The sequence below is a fragment of the Geobacter psychrophilus genome (genome assembly GCF_056821595.1).
Map to the genome: position 1 here is coordinate 80,263 of NZ_JBXDTU010000004.1, position 16,036 is coordinate 96,298.

Here is a 16,036-nt window from a genome sequence, read left to right on the forward strand (position 1 = left end):
ATGCAGTTCCGCCATATACGGCGGTTTGTGCATCACTCCATAACGTCCTGCAAACTATCCTGCAAAGCCATTATGTTGTTATTATTTAACATTTATGCGCCAAATTTTTATTAGATTCTTGGTCAGCAACTTGCTACTATCAACAATCGAAGTCAACTCACCCAACACCGGGTAACTATATTTTTGTTATCTGATAAATCGCCCCGTAGGAGTTTTCGCGGTACTCGTGAGTGTTACAGGGGAAGGAAAAGACATGCGGCCTGAAGTTAATCAAGAATTACCGATATGCAACGTAATTCCGGCAAAAAAGCTATCAACAGCTTTCAAGCGAGGCATGACCCTCCTGGAACTACTCGTCGTTGTTGCTATCATTGCCATTCTGGCCAGCATCGCCATCCCTGCCTATAAAGGACATGTTGAAAAAGCACGTGTGAACACCGCCATAGCTGACATCAAGGGCCTGGAAGTGGATATCAACCGTTTTTATGCCGACAACATGCGCTATCCGAAAAATCTGGGGGAGTTGAATAAAGCAGTCTTGCTTGACCCCTGGGGCAGGCCTTACGAGTATCTCAATATTGCCGAGCGGGACAGCAAAGGGAAGGGCGAACTTCGCAAGGATAAAAACCTGGTGCCGATAAACTCCGATTATGACCTCTACAGCGTGGGACCAGATGGTGATAGCGTGTCACCTCTGACTGCCAAGAAAAGCCAGGACGATATCATCCGCGCAAATAATGGTGCCTATGTCGGGCTGGCATCCGGCTACTAAACCGACATGAAACTGTCCATCCCCTATCTGCGCAGCATGGTGGCCCGCCGGATCCTGGGGCTTTTCATCCTCTGTGCCATGCTGCCGATAGTGACCCTCGGCGCACTTTCCATCTATCAGGTTTCCGGTACACTTCAGAAAGCAACCCACCATCGACTGCACCTTGCGAGCAAGAATGTCGGCATGTCGATTGTTGAGGGATTAAACTTCCTCAAGGCCGATCTTGATGCACTGGGCACATCCCAAGACCGTGAAGCACTCCACCGCTTCAGGCCTTCGACACGAGATCGCAGCATCTCCCTACCGCCGCACTTTATAGCTCTATCCCTGATTGAAGATCGTTCCAGCGTTATCACCATTTCCGGCAAGACCTGCCCTCTGCCCCCTCTCAGTGACGCATCCCTAAAGAAGCTTGTTTCTGGAAGCGCCATGGTCTCTGTAGGGACTGGGGAGAAAGACGCTGGCCGGATTTTTATGACCGTCGCCAGCCCTGGTGAAAAATCAGCAGCGCGCCTGCTGGTAGGAGAAATTGATTGTGAATATCTGTGGGGACTGGTCAGCGAGACCCTGCCACCGCTAACGGAAGTGAGCATTGTCGATGGCGCAGGCAACCAGCTGTACAGTTCCCGAAGTCCTTCCCTCAGCGTTATTGCACGTGTCAGGGAGGGGCTGCGAACATCGGCATCCGGCCAGTTCGAGTGGCACGATGACGAAGGAACCTGGCTGTCTAATTATCGTTCCATTTTTCTCAAGGCAGCCTTTCTTTCCGATGACTGGACCGTACTGCTGAGTCAAACAAAAAGTGAAGCCCTGGCTGAGCTCAATACATTCACAAGAACGTTCACACTGGTTATGGCATTGACCCTGCTGGTGGTGTTGTATCTCAGCAGTGTCTATATCCGCCGCAGCCTGATTCCGCTGAAAAAACTCAGGGAAGGCACCGGCAAGATCAGCCAGGGTGACCTTGTCAGCCGGGTTGAGATAAACAGCGGCGACGAATTTGAAGAGCTGGCCCATTCGTTCAATACCATGTCGACACATCTGCAGACGCAGTTCAACTCCCTGTCGGAAATGGGTAGCATTATCCGGACCATCCTGTCAGCACTGGAGCGGGATAAAATCATTGCGGCAGTCCTTGACAACCTTCAGAACGTCATCACCTGCGATCAGGTTGCCCTGTTTCTGCTGGAGCCTGACTCTCAGGATACGGTAACTGCGTATCTGAGCGGAACAAATAATACCGATCCGCTCAGAGTGCCCTTTTCCACCGCAGAGCGACTGCGCCTGGAAACGCTGCCCGAGAATTCCCTGCTGCAGCGAAACGGCGAATTTGCCGGTCTGCTGGCTGCCATGGGAGGCATTGATCTTACCGCTTTCGCGCTTGTGCCGATCCATCTCCACCGGGTTCTGAAGGGTGTGCTGGCCATCGCTTACCGCCATGGGCCTGCACAACACCGGGAAGACCTGCTGCGTACCAGGCAGATTGCCGACCAGGTCGCGATTGCAATGGCCAATGCCGAACTGGTCAAGGAACTGGATCAACTCAACTGGGGGACGCTGGCCGCACTGGCCAGGGCAGTTGACGCCAATTCGCACTGGACCTCAGGGCATTCCGAACGGGTAACAGAAATTGCGCTGCAGATAGGACGACAGATGTGGCTTTCCCCGCTGGAACTCGAACGGATCCATCGGGGCGGACTCCTGCATGACATCGGCAAGATCGGTGTCCCCGGATATATTCTGGACAAAGCCGGCCGGCTTACGGACGAGGAATTTGCCCTGGTGAAGGAACACCCGGCCAAGGGGGTCGTAATTCTGGAACCGATCCCGTTCTATCGGGAGATCATTCCCATGGTGGCCCAGCACCATGAGCAATACAACGGCGAGGGGTATCCGCTTGGGCTGGCGGGTAATGAGATCTCGCTGGGCGCCCGCATCCTGGCTGTTGCCGATGTCTACGACGCCTTGATGTCAGATCGCCCGTACCGGCCTGGCTGGGAAGCGGATCGCGTCATTGCGTATATCGAAGAGCGGTCGGGGCAGCAGTTCGATCCGGCTGTTGTGCTGGCGTTCCTGGACTCTCTTCAGCCGCCTGCACATACATAAACCGGCATACCATTCCGCTCCGCATGCGCACCCTACTTTCCCCGTTCGAAGCCTTCCCGTACCGCCAGCAGGTCCAGATGGATCGTCAGCAGGTCCTCCACGTCCAGCGGCACATCAGCATTGCCCTTGCGGGAATCCCGCGTCTTGATGTAGCGGCTGCAGGCCGAACAGGTGTCCACCCGTGTGGCCCCCTCGCCGGCCACAAAATATGACAGCGTTTCCACCTCGTCGTTGCCGCAAAACGGACACTGCAGCCGTTTATACGGCCATCGGAAGCTGCAGGCCGAACAGCACAGGGAGCGCCTGCCTTCCTCCCCGGACAGTTCAGCCATGCCGGCCCGCGAACCGCACACCGGGCAATAGCCCTCCTGCCAGCCTGTACAGACATCCGGAGCAAGAGCCGCAGAGAACTGCTCCAGGGCGGTATTAAACGGTATCTCACAGACATATTCCAGAAGGGGCGCAGATACCCCGATCGCACGTGCCACCTCATCCACAACGGTCCGATTCCGCTCCAGGATCGATCTGAAGAGCGCTTCCAGCGGAATGGATCCGCTCTCCAGGGCCTGCCCGATCATCTCCAGCTCCGCCCCCCCTTCCCTTCCGGCACGGGCCAGCACCTGCAGTGCGCCCTTGAGAAAAGCTGTGCAGGTAACAGTATCAACAAACAGACTATCGTGCGCAAGCAGCGGAAAGCCGTTTTCGATCCTTTCCTGCAGACGCTCACGGGAGAACCGGAAGGTGATGCCCGTATCCGCTCCGGCTGCGTCGATATATTGAAACAGATCGATAAAGAGCGGGACGATTTCAGCGTATTCGGGTGATTTCAATGCTGCCTCTTGCAGACAGGCGATCTTGCAGCTGGCTGTGGCCATGGTGTCTCCCCTTTTGGATACAAAACAAAGGCGGCCGAAGCCGCCTCTTTTCAGCTCACTGGCTTCAGTATATTACGGATTCTCTCCAGTCGTCTCCTTATACCAATCAGGATGATGATGTCTGGCCCAGGCGCGTGACACCCGACCCCACAGCATGGCCTCCAGCGTCCCCGGATTGCCGATGGTGGCCAGATAGACATGCACCACCACAAACATGATCGAACCGACGAACATCAGACCGTGCAGCATCAGTGACACCTGCACGATCCAGCGCGGAAACAGCAGCGGCAGCCAGATAAAGAGCCCGGTCACCCCCAGAATTGCGGTGGCAGCACCGATGAACACCGCGAACATCTTTTGGCCGGCGTTGAATTTGCCCACCTTGAGATGCACATCATCTTTTGAAAGATAGCCGCCGTATGAGCGGACCCATTCCCGGTCATCCTCATTGAATTCAGTCACCCGGGCACGGTTATGCAGGAACAGGATCAATGAACTGAAGAAGAACAGTACCCCGGCGATCTTGTGAACCAGGATGGCGTTGCTGCCGCTGCCGAACAGGTTGAAGTAGCCGGTAAACAGGCGCGAATACAGTCCCAGGCCGGACAGCAGCAGAGAAAAGAACGTCAGGGTGACAAACCAATGCAGCACCCGCTCCTTGGTTGAAAAACGGTCGATATATCTGCTACTCATGGTGAGCCTCCTTTCCGTTGTCTTCCTCGATCTTTTTCGGGCCGATGGTCACATAGTGCAGCAGTACGGCACCGATGCTTCCCCAGAAACCCAGGATACCCAGCGGCTTGATGACATCCTTCCAGAGGAAGATCGACATTGGAATACTGGGGTTTTTCGGAAGGCCATACTGTTCCGGTGGCCCTTCCAGGGCATAGACCACCCCCAGTCCGTTGAGGCTGTCCACTCCGTAGAGCTGCTTTTTGGCCGCAGTGGCCTTGGCGATCAGGTCACTCCGTTTGCCGAACTTCAGTGTTTCGGTCGGACAGGCCTTGGCGCAGGCCGGTGTCATGCCGCCGCCGATCCGGTCAAAACAGAGATGGCATTTTGACACCTTGTCATCGGCATCATAGCGCGGGATATTGAAGGGACAGGCCGAGACACAGTACTTGCAGGAGATGCATTTCTCCTTGTTATAGGACACGATGCCGTCCTTGGTGCGGTACAGTGCTCCCGGTGACGGGCAGACCTTCATGCAGCCTGCGTCGCCGCAGTGCATGCAACGTTCGTTGAGAAATCGCCAGGTCATATCTCCGGCAACACCCGAAGCTCCCGTTGTGCCGGCCTGTTCGACGAATCTGATCCGGTTAAACAGCGCCGGCGTCAGATCCCGGGGATTCTCGAAGGTCCCCTTGTTGGAGGTGGCGTCCGCCTCCAGCTTGTTCCACTGTTTGCAGGCCACCTGGCATGATCGGCACCCGATGCAGCGCGAGGTATCAACCAACAAGCCTTTCCTGTTTTCTGCCTTGATCGTGTCAGCCATGGCTTACCCCTTTCTCTGGATGCCGGCCATAAAGGCCTTGGTCTCGGGAATCATCGTATTGGCGTCTCCAGCTGTCGGAGTCAGCAGATTGGCTGCATCGCCCACACCAGGGGTATGCCAGCCGAAACAGTACGGCAGGCCGATCTGATGGACAATCAGATCACCGATCTTGAAGGGACGTATGCGCTGAGTGACCATGGCCACCGCCTCGATTTTGCCCCGTACCGACGACACTTCGACCATGTCGCCATTGCTGATACTCTTCTCCTTGGCCAGTTCCGGACTGATCTCCACAAACTGGCGAGGCTGCAATTCCATTAGCCAGGGGGTGTTGCGGGTCATGACCCCGGTCTGCCAGTGTTCTGTCACCCGATAGGTACTTGCAACCAGCGGAAAGCGTACGTCACAGGAGGCCAGGACATCTTCCTTGACACCAGCATCGGAAAAGTTTTTCACTGCCGGATTGCTCAGCTGTTTGGACATGAAGTTTTCCGGTACCGGACACTCCACCGGTTCGTAATGCTCGGGGAAGGGGCCGTCCTTCATCCCTTTGCCGAACAACGAACCGAGTCCGTCTGCCTGCATGATGAACGGCAGTTTGCCCTCTTTTTCATTGGAAAGCGGCGGCCAGGGTCCGTCCGGAATATCACCCACCCACGCCCCAAGCGCCCCGGTAGGCTGTACGGCTGTCGGATTCCAGTAGATGACGGCCTTCTTCATGTTGTAGGGTTTGCCGTTCAGATCGACTGCGGCGCGGTTGTAGATGATGCGGCGGTTGACCGGCCAGCACCAGGACCATTCCGGGAAGAGCCCCAGTCCGGTGGGGTCCTTTTTGCCGCGGCGCGCCATCATGTTGCCCTTCTCGTTGTAGCTCTGGCAATAGATCCAGTTACCGCAGGAGGTGCTGCCGTCGACCTGCAGCTGGGCAAAACCGGCCGCCAGTTCCCCCTTCTTGCCCAATAGTTTCTTGGGATCCCACGGGTTCTTGGCCGGCAGCGGCTTGTCGCCCGGTTTCGGCGATTGCGGTTTATCCTCCACATCCTCCAGGAAATATCCGTTGATCTCCTTGGCCACCATGTGCGGATCTACGGAACGAATGCTGCCGTCGGCCCTTTTGAAGCCGTAATTCCAGGTCAGGTTGAGCAGCTGTTCCGGCAGTGCCCCCCCTTCCTTGGCATACATTTCCTTCAGCCGCTGGTACAGCTCATGGATGATCTCGGCGTCCGGCTTGCTCTGCCCCAGCGGCTTGACCGCGGCATAGCGCCACTGGGCCCAGCGGCCGGAGTTGGAGAGGCTCCCCTCTTTTTCAAACGAGGCGGCAGCAGGGAGCAGGAACACCTCGGTCTTGACCTGGGTCGGGTCCATGCCCGGCCCCTTCCAGAATGAGGCGGTTTCGTTGTCGAACAGGTTGACCGTCACCATCCACTCCAGCTTGGCCATGGCGTTGCGCACCTTGGTCGAGTTGGTGCCGGAACAGGCCGGGTTCTGCCCCCAGGCAAAGAAACCCTTCAGAGAACCGCGGATCATCTTGTCGAAGATCATCAGCCAGGAGCAGTTCATCCCCGGATCCAGTTTGGGGAGCCACTGGTAGCCGAAATCGTTTTCCTTGGTCGCCTTGGCGCCGTAGATGGCCTTCAGATAGCTGACGAAGTATTTGCCCTGGTTCTGCTTCCAGTTGGCGCTCTGGGGATCCTTGGAGACCGGTGTGACCTTGGTTGTGTAGGCAGCCAGATCCTTGAGGTCAGCCGACGGCACCGGCAGATAGCCGGGCAGAATGTGGAACAGCAGGCCATGGTCGGTGGACCCCTGGACATTGGACTCGCCGCGCAGGGCATTCACGCCGCCGCCGGCTATGCCCATGTTGCCCAGCAGCAGCTGGATGATCGACATGGCACGGATATTCTGGGTACCGACCGTATGCTGGGTCCATCCCATGGCATACATGGAGGTACCGGCCTTGTCCGGCTTGCCGGTAGTGGCATACAGCTGGTACACCTCCAGCAGCTTTTCCTTGGGTGTGCCGGTGATCCGGGAAACCAGCTCCGGCGTATACCGGCTGTAGTGCTTCCGCATCAGCTGGAATACGCAGCTGGGATCCTGCAGGGTGGGATCCTTCATGACACTGTCATCGACGTTCTTCTGGAAGTCCCAGGCCTTGGCGTTGTAGCTGCGCTTCTTGGGATCGTAGCCGGAAAAGAGCCCGGCCATCTCGCCCGGCATCCGGAAGTCGCCGTTCACCAGATAGGAGGCGTTGGTGTAGTTTTTGACATACTCTTCGAAATGGAGTTTGTTCTGCAGGATGTAGTTGATCATCCCCCCCAGGAAGGCGATGTCGGTGCCCGAGCGCAGGGACGCGTAGACATCCGCCTTGGAGGCGCTGCGGGTAAAGCGCGGATCGACACAGATCACTTTGGCGCCTGCATCTTTTGCCTTCATGATCCAGCGGAAGGAAATCGGGTGATTCTCGGCGGGATTGGCTCCCATAATCAGTATTACGTCTGCATTCTTCAGGTCAATCCAGTGGTTCGTCATTGCACCGCGTCCGAACGACTCTGCCAGAGCCGCAACTGTTGCGCTGTGTCAAATGCGGGCCTGATGTTCAATATACACCAGGCCTAACCCCCTTAGAAATTTCTGGTACAGATAGCATTCTTCATTGTCAAGGGCGGCGCTGCCGACCGAAGCCATCCCCATGGTACGGTTGACAACGGCTTCGATCTCTTTTTCGACCTCCACTGCACCGACCTTCTCCTTGATCTTGATCTTGGAGGTCGCCATGAAGGAGGTGTCGCGGGTCTTCTTGACCTTTTTGGCAATCTCGTCGATGGCCCAGTCCCAGCTGACCTCTTTCCATTCCGTTGCTCCAGCGGCGCGATACATCGGCTTGGTGATACGGGCCTTGTTGTCGCGCAGTTGATACACCGAAGAACCCTTGGGACAGAGCGCTCCCTCATTGATCGGGTGGTCCGGGTCACCTTCCACATTGATGATGTTGCCCCCCAGGGTGTGCACGATCATGCCACAACCAACGGCACAGTAGGGGCAGATCGTGGTACTCTCCTTGGCATAGCGGATCTGCAGATCCTCGGCCCTGGCCTCGACCGGCGCCAGGTTGAGCCCGAATGTGGCCGCTGCCAACCCCGATCCGGAATACTTGAAGAAGTCTCTTCGTGAAACAGACATTCCCATAAGCCCTCCTTTCAATCACGTTTTATATGTACTTCTCTCTAGGATTCTGCACCTGATGCACTACGGTCAGATGTAAACCTTCTCAAGCCGATCTTCATCGGCATACGCTTCCGGGCCGCGCTCTTTGTCGCGTAATTCAAAATAATCGCCGGGTGTGTTGATATTTTTGAAGGAATCGAATGAGGGGTCGTAACAGGCCACCTGCTCCACATTCATACGGCTGACATTGGTGCGATCAAAGAATGAGACAATCCTTCTCTGGCCACTCAGCAGGGTCGCCTCGATGGCTGCCAGACAGCCTTTGCCGTAGACCGCATGGAGCGGCTCCAGGCCGCCTGGACTTTCCGGGATCAGGACGCCGCCGGCATCGGCACGGGCAGCCAGATGCCTGAGCAGTCCTTCCACCAGGTAGGGCATATCGCAGGCAACGGCGAGGATGGCCGGATTGCTGCTGTGATACAGACCGGAATGGATTCCCGCCAGTACCCCCATCCCTTCGTACAGATCCGGCACCTTCCTGCAGGGCAGGAATTCGTACTGCTCAGGATTATTGGTGACCAGGATCACCTCGGAAAAGATACCACGCAGCAGACGGTGGATAGCCTCGACAAACCTGCCGCCCCGGTACGGCAGCAGGGCCTTGTTGCTGCCCATGCGGGATGAGTGTCCGCCGGCCAGGATAACGCCGGTGACTGCGATGATGCGATTCTGGTCTGTTGATGTGGTGGATGTCATGTCCTGCTCCAATCAATCTGACATATTTGTGTGATCCGAGACGCCGTAACAATCTTGCATTGACTTGCCCGCACAAAATAAACCATTGTATTGCATATGAAAGCCGATATTAATCCGTTGTATTCAGCTGCAATGAAATAGTTTCTGCTTATATTCAGCACAAAATATGCCAGTACGAGTTCATTTTAAAACAAATTTTTACAGAGTATAACCGCCCGTTTTTTCTCACTCCGTTTCAACAGAGCTGTGCAATGTCATGTGAGAATTCAGGCCCTTTGTATATTTGTTTCCAAGTATGTATACTTTTGATACATTTCTGAGACAGACTTCGAGACACCTTCCAGCCCTGCATGGAAGACTGTTTTTGAGAGATCACCAGGGAGGATACGGTTGTGCGACAGGTAAAAATAGCCATCTGCGACGATGAAAAAGAGATCCTGCGCTACCTGAGGAAAATTCTGCATTCGCATGGTTTTGCCGTGGACACCTATGGCGATGGCCAGACCCTGCTGGATCGCCTGGAGGCCGACCCGGCCTACACCCCCGACCTGCTGGTCCAGGACATCAACCTGCCCGGGATCAGCGGCATCGACATCCTCAGGCGGGTCCGCGACCTGCGTCCCGACCTGCCGGTCGTGATCATGACCGCCTTCGGCAGCATCGATTCGGCAGTGGAGTCGATCAAGCTGGGGGCCTACGACTACATCACCAAACCGTTTCCCAAGGAAAAACTGCTGGCGGTCCTGGAAAAGGCCCTGGAGCGCGAAACCCTGCTGATGGAGAACCGCAGCCTCAAGCAGGAACTCATCAGCAGCGCCGCCCCCGGCGAGATCATCTTCGCCAGCAGCAAGTATCGCGAGGTCTATGACATGACCCTGCAGGTCGCGGCCAGTGAAGCCAACATCCTGATCCAGGGGGAATCGGGCACCGGCAAGGAGCTGATCGCCCGCGCGATCCACTACAACAGCGCGCGCCGGGAACAGCGCTACCTGACCATCAATTGCGCCGCCCTGACTGATACCCTGCTGGAAAGCCAGCTGTTCGGCCATATGCGCGGGGCCTTCACCGGTGCCATGGCAACCCAGAAGGGGCTGCTGGAGGCGGCCGACGGGGGGACCCTTTTTCTGGACGAGATCGGCGACATGACCCTGGCCCTGCAGGCCAAACTGCTGCGGGTGATTCAGGAACGGGAGTTCACCCCCGTGGGCGCGACCGACGTCAGGAGCTGCAATATCCGCATCGTGGCCGCCACCAACAAGCAGTTGGAGCGGGAAGTGGCCGAAGGGCGCTTCCGGGAGGATCTCTACTACCGCATCAATGTCATTACCCTGCACCCCCCGCCCCTGCGGGAACGCAAGGAGGATCTGGAGCCGCTCGCCCGGCACTTCATGGCCCGCTTTTCCGCCCGGATGAAGAAGCAGGTCAACAGCATAAGCGCTGACGCCCTGCGGCTGTTGCACGACTATCACTGGCCCGGCAACATCAGGGAGCTGGAAAACATCATCGAACGGGCCGTCATCCTGGCCAGGTCAAACAACATAACCGCCGACCTTCTGCCAATCCGCGGCAGCGGTGGCGCTCCGGCCGGCCCGTATGGCGACGGCAAGGATTCGCTGGAGAGCGTTGAGCGCAATCACATCATCTGGGTCCTGAAGAAGAACAGCTATCACAAAAGCCGGAGCGCCGAGATCCTGGGCATCACCCGCAAGACCCTGGACCGCAAGATCGCCGACTATGCCCTGATCATTCCCAAGGGCAGTGCCGAAACCTGCTGACCAATGCCATTCCCGCGCCTCTCCATACGCCTGAAACTGACGATCGGCTCCCTGCTGCCGCTGTTTGTCGCCATCCTGTTCTGCTCTCTGGCCGGGATATCGATCATCAACACCCGCATCAATGTGCTGGCCCAGGAAAAGGTGCGCACTGACCTCAATTCGGCCCGCGAGGTCTACTCCAACGAAATTAGTCATATCCGCGATGTGATTCGTTTCTCCACCAGCATGCCCTATGCCGCTGAGGCAGTTATCACCGGAAACCGCGAGATAATAGCCCCGCTGCTCTCCGACATGATCATAAATGAACAGCTGGACATACTGACCATGGTGGACAGTCGCGGACGGGTCCTGTACCGGGCCGGGAATCCCCAGGCCTATGGCGACCTGCTCGACAAGGACCTGCTTGTCGCCAAAGCGCTTAATGGCGAGGTAACCGCCGGGAGCCAGATTTTTTCCCCGGACTGGCTGTCACGCGAGGGGAACAACCTGGCGCGCCAGGCGGTCATTGACGTGATTCCGACTGAACGGGCAAAACCAGGAACCAAAAAAAGTGAGCCGTCCGGCATGCTGATGGTCGCCTCGGCCCCGGTCAGGGACCGGCAGGGAACCGTTGTCGGTGCACTGTACGGCGGTGTCCTGCTGAACAGGAACAACTCGGTCGTGGACAGGATCAAGCAGATCGTTTTCGAGGGGGTTCAGTTCCAGGGCAAGGACGTGGGTACCGCCACCATCTTCCTGGATGATACCCGCATCAGCACCAACGTCCAGACACTTGAGGGAAACAGGGCGATCGGCACCCGGCTCTCGGCCGAGGTCTATAACCGCGTGAACCTGAATAAGGAAAAATGGGTCGATCGGGCCTTTGTCGTCAATGACTGGTATTTCACCGCCTACGAACCGATCTTTGACCTGGGCGGCGCGGTCATCGGTTCACTGTATGTCGGCATGCTGGAACAGCCGCACACAGCCCTGAAGAAAAAGGTCAGCCTGCTCTTTAGTGGCGTGCTGCTGGCCGGGTCGCTGTTCGGCCTGATCGTCTCCGGCTATATCGGCAGCCTGCTCTCCCGCCCGATCCGGGAGTTGAAAGGGCTGGTGCAGAGATTTTCCGCCGGAGAACGGGACCTGCGGATCGAGACGTCATCCGGGGATGAAATCGGTGAACTGGCCGAGGAGTTCAACAGCATGACCGCTGCACTCAGGCAGCGGGAATACGCTATCATACAGCTGAACAAAAACCTTGAAGTCAAAGTCCAGGAACGTACCGCCGAGCTGGAGGAGAAGAATCAGCTCCTGCTCAAGACCCAGGGCGAGCTGGTCAAGGCCGAAAAACTGGCTGCGGTCGGCGAGCTGGCCGCCGGAGTGGCCCATGAGATCAACAATCCCATGGCAATCATCCGGGGCAATGCCGAGGTCCTGCTGATGGATCTGCAGCCCGGTCATCTGAACCGTGAGGAGGCCGAGATCATCGCCCAGCAGGTGGCCCGTGTGGAAAGCATCGTCGGCAACCTGCTCTCATTTGCCCGACATCAGCGCCGAAGCCTCAAGCCGGTGTCGCTCGACCAGGTACTGGAGGAGATCCTGCAGCAGGTCAGACACCATGTGCCGCTGGACGGCATCGATGTCAGACGCGAATACGGCATGGGAACAACCGTCATCGATGGCGACGAAAACCAGCTCCGCCAGGTGTTCACCAACCTGATCGTGAATGCCGTACAAGCCATGGAGCAGGGAGGGATGCTGACGGTCCGGACCGTTATTGACACCAATGCCCAAAACTGCCGGACGGAGATCGGGGACACGGGCAACGGCATCCCGCCGGAACAGATCAAGGACATCTTTACCCCGTTTTTCACCACCCGCCAGACCGGCACCGGTCTCGGCCTCTCCGTTTCCTACGGCATCGTCAGAAACCACGGCGGCACGATCACCGTCCGGAGCGAACCGGGTAATGGCTCGCTGTTTACTGTCACGCTTCCCCTGAAACAGCCTGCACAGCCAACGTAACGTCGTTGACTTACACCTGCTACTCAGGCAATATCAAGTAACAGCTGGCGGGTGTTCCCCGCCTTTTCCTTTGGCAATCGGACACTCTTCTATATCAGGAATCACACAGGTTGAAGTATGCTTGAAATCCGTAACATACTGGCCGATCTCCCTTCCGCGCTGACGGGAGAGGTCTTCGATACCATCGCCGAATCAGCTGCCGTCAGTATCGAACGGATTGTTTCCCTGGGCCAGACCACACCTGATGGCGAATGGTACAATCAGGAACAGGCAGAATGGGTGCTGCTGCTGGCCGGCAGTGCAGAACTGCTGTTCGCAGATGAGCAGGAACCTCGTCGCCTGGTTGCCGGTGATCATCTGCTGATCCCGGCCGGCTGCCGTCACCGGGTGTCCTGGACCGACCCGACGGTGAAAACCGTCTGGCTGGCGGTACATTTCGCCCCGGAGCGCACGTCATGAACTCTGTACTGGCACATAAACTGGCCGCTTATACACACTGGGTCTTCGATCTGGACGGGACCCTGACGTTAGCGGTTCATGATTTTGCCGCCATCCGTCGGGAGCTTGACATCCCGGACGGGAGCGACATCCTTGACCACCTGACGGCTCTGCCCTCGCATCTTGCTCAGCCGCTGCATGAGCGCCTGCAGGAGATCGAACTGGAACTGGCCGCCGTGACCCAATCTGCAACCGGCGCCTACGCGCTTCTGGAACTCCTGCGGGACAGTGGTGTGCAACTGGGGATTCTGACCCGCAACACCCGAGAAAACGCCCTGCGCACACTGGAGCTGGTCGGACTGGGTGGGTTTTTCAACCCCGAGCATGTCCTGGGCAGGGATGAAGCCAGACCCAAACCGGACCCGGACGGCATCCGCCAGCTGGCCCGGCTCTGGGGCACCGGACCGGAAACAACCGTCATGGTCGGCGATTACCAGTACGATCTCCAGGCCGGGCGCTCAGCCGGCGCACTGACGGTGCATGTCGATGCATCCCGCAGCTTCCGCTGGCCGGAGCTGTCGGACGTCAGCGTGGCAACCTTGCAGGAACTCGCAGCCTGTATCAACCCCTCGCCCTGATAAACAGGATACGTGCGTTAACGAAATTATTTCTGCAAGATGCCTCAGAAATATTTTCTAGCTTACTAGCCCTGCTACGCAGGATAAGTGCGTTAACGAAATTATTTCTGCAAGATGCCTCAGAAATATTTTCTAGCTTACTAAGGAGCATTGCAGCTTGACAAACACCGCCCACCCAACCCAGGGACGCATTTACTTTTTCCTGATACTGACCACCTTTTTCTGGGGCGGCAGTTTCCTCTTCACCAAGATCGGTCTGCGTGAGATCCCGCCGCCCCTGTTTGTCTTTACCCGCTTCACACTGGCAACGCTGATCATGCTGATCGTGTTCGCCCGGAGGATCCCTGCACTCAACCGCGGCATCCTGAAGCGCGGCATCATTGTCGGTACGGCCCTGGGACTGACCAACCTCAGTTTCGTCTTCGGCGTCCAGGGCACCAGCATCTCGCGCGCCGGAGTGCTGAACAACCTGTTTGTACTGTTCATCCCGCTCATTACGCGGCTGGTCTGGAAGGATCGTATCGGCAAGACCAATCTGGGCGGCATCGCCCTGGCGGCAGCCGGCATCTGGCTGCTGGCTACCAGCGGCGGGGTCGGCTTCAACCGCGGCGACCTGCTGTCTACGATCTGCGCCCTGTTCATCGCCGGGCACATCATCACCGTGTCAAAGGTCCTGCGGGACGATGATGTCTACCTGATTTCCACCGTGCAGTTTGCCACGGTAGCGGCCATCTCCGGCATAGCGGCCCTGCTGGCCCCGAGCGCGTCCTTCAGCTTTTCCGCGACCGGATGGATGTCGGTGGTCTACTGCGCCATTTTTCCCACGGTCATCTGCTTTACCCTGCAGAACACCTTCCAGCGCTATGTCACCCCCACCCGGGCCGGGCTGATCTACACCCTGGACCCGGTCTGGAGCCTGCTGGCCGGACTTTTCGTCCTGGGAGAGCACCTCAAACCTCTCGAATGGCTGGGATGCGGCCTGATTTTCCTGGCGGCACTCCTGCCGCTGTCGATCCGCTATCTGTATGAACGGCGCCTGGTGCGACAGTATGTCCCCGGGCACCCCTGACCATGCGTTATAGACATCAGATCCTGACCCGGGTGAACAGACATGCCTAAAGAGCTGACCCACTGGATCATTGCCGACCGGGCCCTGGCCGGCCTGAGACCTGACAGCCGTCTGGGGGAGATTATCCGGTGCCACCGGGCGGTCTATCTGGGCGGAGCGGTCCTGCCCGACACGCTGCTGCACCTCTTCCGCGGCTCCCATGCTGCAGCGGCCCTGGCCCTGGCGCATGCGTTCCACAATACGTCCGGCAACAGTTTTGAGCCGCTGATCCGGACGGAAGAGCGCTATCCCGACGGCCTCCCCCCGCCCCTGCTGGCCTGCCTGCTGGGTGTCATCACGCATATTGCGGTCGACGTCGTCTTCCATCCCTTTGTTTTTGCCCGCGCTGGTACAGCCGGCATCAGGCAGCACTACCGGATCGAGACCGACATTGACGTCTGCCTGCTGCGGACGGGTGCCATACCGCCGGTACGGTACGTGGCCGACCTGTTGTTACCTGACACCCGCGACACCCTCATCAGCGCCTGCACCCTGCTCTTTGACCCGGACAGCACCCTGCCGCGCCCGGAGCTGGAAAAGGCCCTGGCACTTCACGGCCGCTTCCAGGCCATGTATGACAGCGCCTTCTGGAAACTTGCAGTCAGGGTTCTGGCCATCATCAAAGGTTCCTCCTTCAGGGATCATCGCCATCTGTTCTATCCCCTGACGAATGCGTCCGCATGCTGTATCGGAGCAGACAGCGAACAGTGGCGCCATCCGGTCAGCGGAGAGGAGCGAAACACGTCACTTGAACAGCTGGCCGATGATGCGGTCCGGCGAATAGCTGTGTTATTTGAACAGATTGAAACAGCCGGTTCACTGGCATCCGTCCTGCGCTGCCAGCCCGGTGAAAACCTCCTGACCGGCATGCATACTGCATGTCAGTAGAACTGCTACACGA

13 protein-coding genes are annotated in these 16,036 nt (G+C 57.5%); 8 read left to right on the forward strand and 5 right to left on the reverse strand.

Features of this window, described 5'->3' with window-relative positions:
- The first annotated feature begins 253 nt into the window (after positions 1-253).
- Both ACOCF6_RS02510 and ACOCF6_RS02515 read left to right on the forward strand, forming a co-directional pair.
- Entirely contained in the window at positions 254-772 is a 519-nt protein-coding gene (locus tag ACOCF6_RS02510; protein ID WP_482458811.1) for a prepilin-type N-terminal cleavage/methylation domain-containing protein, read from the forward strand.
- 6 nt (positions 773-778) lie between these two features.
- Positions 779-2,878 (forward strand): HD-GYP domain-containing protein, encoded by a 2,100-nt coding sequence (locus ACOCF6_RS02515; RefSeq protein ID WP_482458812.1) that lies wholly within the window; start codon positions 779-781, stop codon positions 2,876-2,878.
- Positions 2,879-2,910: 32 nt separating this feature from the next.
- Here ACOCF6_RS02515 and ACOCF6_RS02520 read toward each other — a convergent pair whose 3' ends face one another.
- From ACOCF6_RS02520 to mobA, 5 genes are all read right to left on the reverse strand, one after another.
- A complete protein-coding gene (locus ACOCF6_RS02520) occupies positions 2,911-3,753 on the reverse strand; it encodes a formate dehydrogenase accessory protein FdhE (protein ID WP_482458813.1) in 843 nt (280 codons plus the stop codon).
- Positions 3,754-3,825: 72 nt separating this feature from the next.
- Positions 3,826-4,446, reverse strand: a complete 621-nt coding sequence (locus ACOCF6_RS02525) for a formate dehydrogenase subunit gamma (protein ID WP_482458814.1) — start codon at positions 4,444-4,446, stop codon at positions 3,826-3,828.
- The gene (locus ACOCF6_RS02530) at positions 4,439-5,248 is read right to left on the reverse strand and encodes a 4Fe-4S dicluster domain-containing protein (protein ID WP_482458815.1); all 810 of its coding nucleotides are present in this window, start codon (positions 5,246-5,248) and stop codon (positions 4,439-4,441) included. Before ACOCF6_RS02530 ends, ACOCF6_RS02525 begins: the two co-directional genes overlap by 8 nt.
- A 3-nt stretch (positions 5,249-5,251) precedes the next feature.
- A complete protein-coding gene (fdnG, locus tag ACOCF6_RS02535; RefSeq protein ID WP_482463252.1) occupies positions 5,252-8,431 on the reverse strand; it encodes a formate dehydrogenase-N subunit alpha in 3,180 nt (1,059 codons plus the stop codon).
- A gap of 72 nt (positions 8,432-8,503) precedes the next feature.
- Positions 8,504-9,172, reverse strand: coding sequence for a molybdenum cofactor guanylyltransferase (gene mobA, locus ACOCF6_RS02540; RefSeq protein WP_482458816.1), 669 nt, complete (start codon positions 9,170-9,172; stop codon positions 8,504-8,506).
- Between the two features lie 392 nt (positions 9,173-9,564).
- On the opposite strand from mobA, the gene ACOCF6_RS02545 reads away from it, so the two are divergent.
- From ACOCF6_RS02545 to ACOCF6_RS02570, 6 genes are all read left to right on the forward strand, one after another.
- Positions 9,565-10,947, forward strand: coding sequence for a sigma-54-dependent transcriptional regulator (locus tag ACOCF6_RS02545; RefSeq protein ID WP_482458817.1), 1,383 nt, complete (start codon positions 9,565-9,567; stop codon positions 10,945-10,947).
- Positions 10,948-10,950: 3 nt separating this feature from the next.
- Entirely contained in the window at positions 10,951-12,951 is a 2,001-nt protein-coding gene (locus ACOCF6_RS02550) for a sensor histidine kinase (protein WP_482458818.1), read from the forward strand.
- Between the two features lie 117 nt (positions 12,952-13,068).
- Entirely contained in the window at positions 13,069-13,410 is a 342-nt protein-coding gene (locus ACOCF6_RS02555) for a cupin domain-containing protein (protein ID WP_482458819.1), read from the forward strand.
- A complete protein-coding gene (locus tag ACOCF6_RS02560; RefSeq protein ID WP_482458820.1) occupies positions 13,407-14,027 on the forward strand; it encodes an HAD family hydrolase in 621 nt (206 codons plus the stop codon). The genes ACOCF6_RS02555 and ACOCF6_RS02560 overlap by 4 nt, the downstream gene beginning before the upstream one ends.
- A 157-nt stretch (positions 14,028-14,184) precedes the next feature.
- Positions 14,185-15,096 carry a DMT family transporter gene (locus tag ACOCF6_RS02565; RefSeq protein ID WP_482458821.1) on the forward strand — a complete coding sequence of 304 codons (912 nt, stop codon included), beginning with the start codon at positions 14,185-14,187 and terminating at the stop codon, positions 15,094-15,096.
- Between the two features lie 42 nt (positions 15,097-15,138).
- Positions 15,139-16,023 (forward strand): zinc dependent phospholipase C family protein, encoded by an 885-nt coding sequence (locus ACOCF6_RS02570; protein ID WP_482458822.1) that lies wholly within the window; start codon positions 15,139-15,141, stop codon positions 16,021-16,023.
- Positions 16,024-16,036 lie beyond the last annotated feature (13 nt).

Coding starts and splice junctions, on each gene's coding strand:
- ACOCF6_RS02555 (WP_482458819.1), top strand. CDS start 13,069: ATGCTTGAAATCCGTAACATACTGGCCGATCTCCCTTCCGCGCTGACG.
- ACOCF6_RS02550 (WP_482458818.1), top strand. CDS start 10,951: ATGCCATTCCCGCGCCTCTCCATACGCCTGAAACTGACGATCGGCTCC.
- ACOCF6_RS02515 (WP_482458812.1), top strand. CDS start 779: ATGAAACTGTCCATCCCCTATCTGCGCAGCATGGTGGCCCGCCGGATC.
- ACOCF6_RS02570 (WP_482458822.1), top strand. CDS start 15,139: ATGCCTAAAGAGCTGACCCACTGGATCATTGCCGACCGGGCCCTGGCC.
- ACOCF6_RS02520 (WP_482458813.1), bottom strand. CDS start 3,753: ATGGCCACAGCCAGCTGCAAGATCGCCTGTCTGCAAGAGGCAGCATTG.
- mobA (WP_482458816.1), bottom strand. CDS start 9,172: ATGACATCCACCACATCAACAGACCAGAATCGCATCATCGCAGTCACC.
- ACOCF6_RS02560 (WP_482458820.1), top strand. CDS start 13,407: ATGAACTCTGTACTGGCACATAAACTGGCCGCTTATACACACTGGGTC.
- ACOCF6_RS02525 (WP_482458814.1), bottom strand. CDS start 4,446: ATGAGTAGCAGATATATCGACCGTTTTTCAACCAAGGAGCGGGTGCTG.
- ACOCF6_RS02530 (WP_482458815.1), bottom strand. CDS start 5,248: ATGGCTGACACGATCAAGGCAGAAAACAGGAAAGGCTTGTTGGTTGAT.
- ACOCF6_RS02510 (WP_482458811.1), top strand. CDS start 254: ATGCGGCCTGAAGTTAATCAAGAATTACCGATATGCAACGTAATTCCG.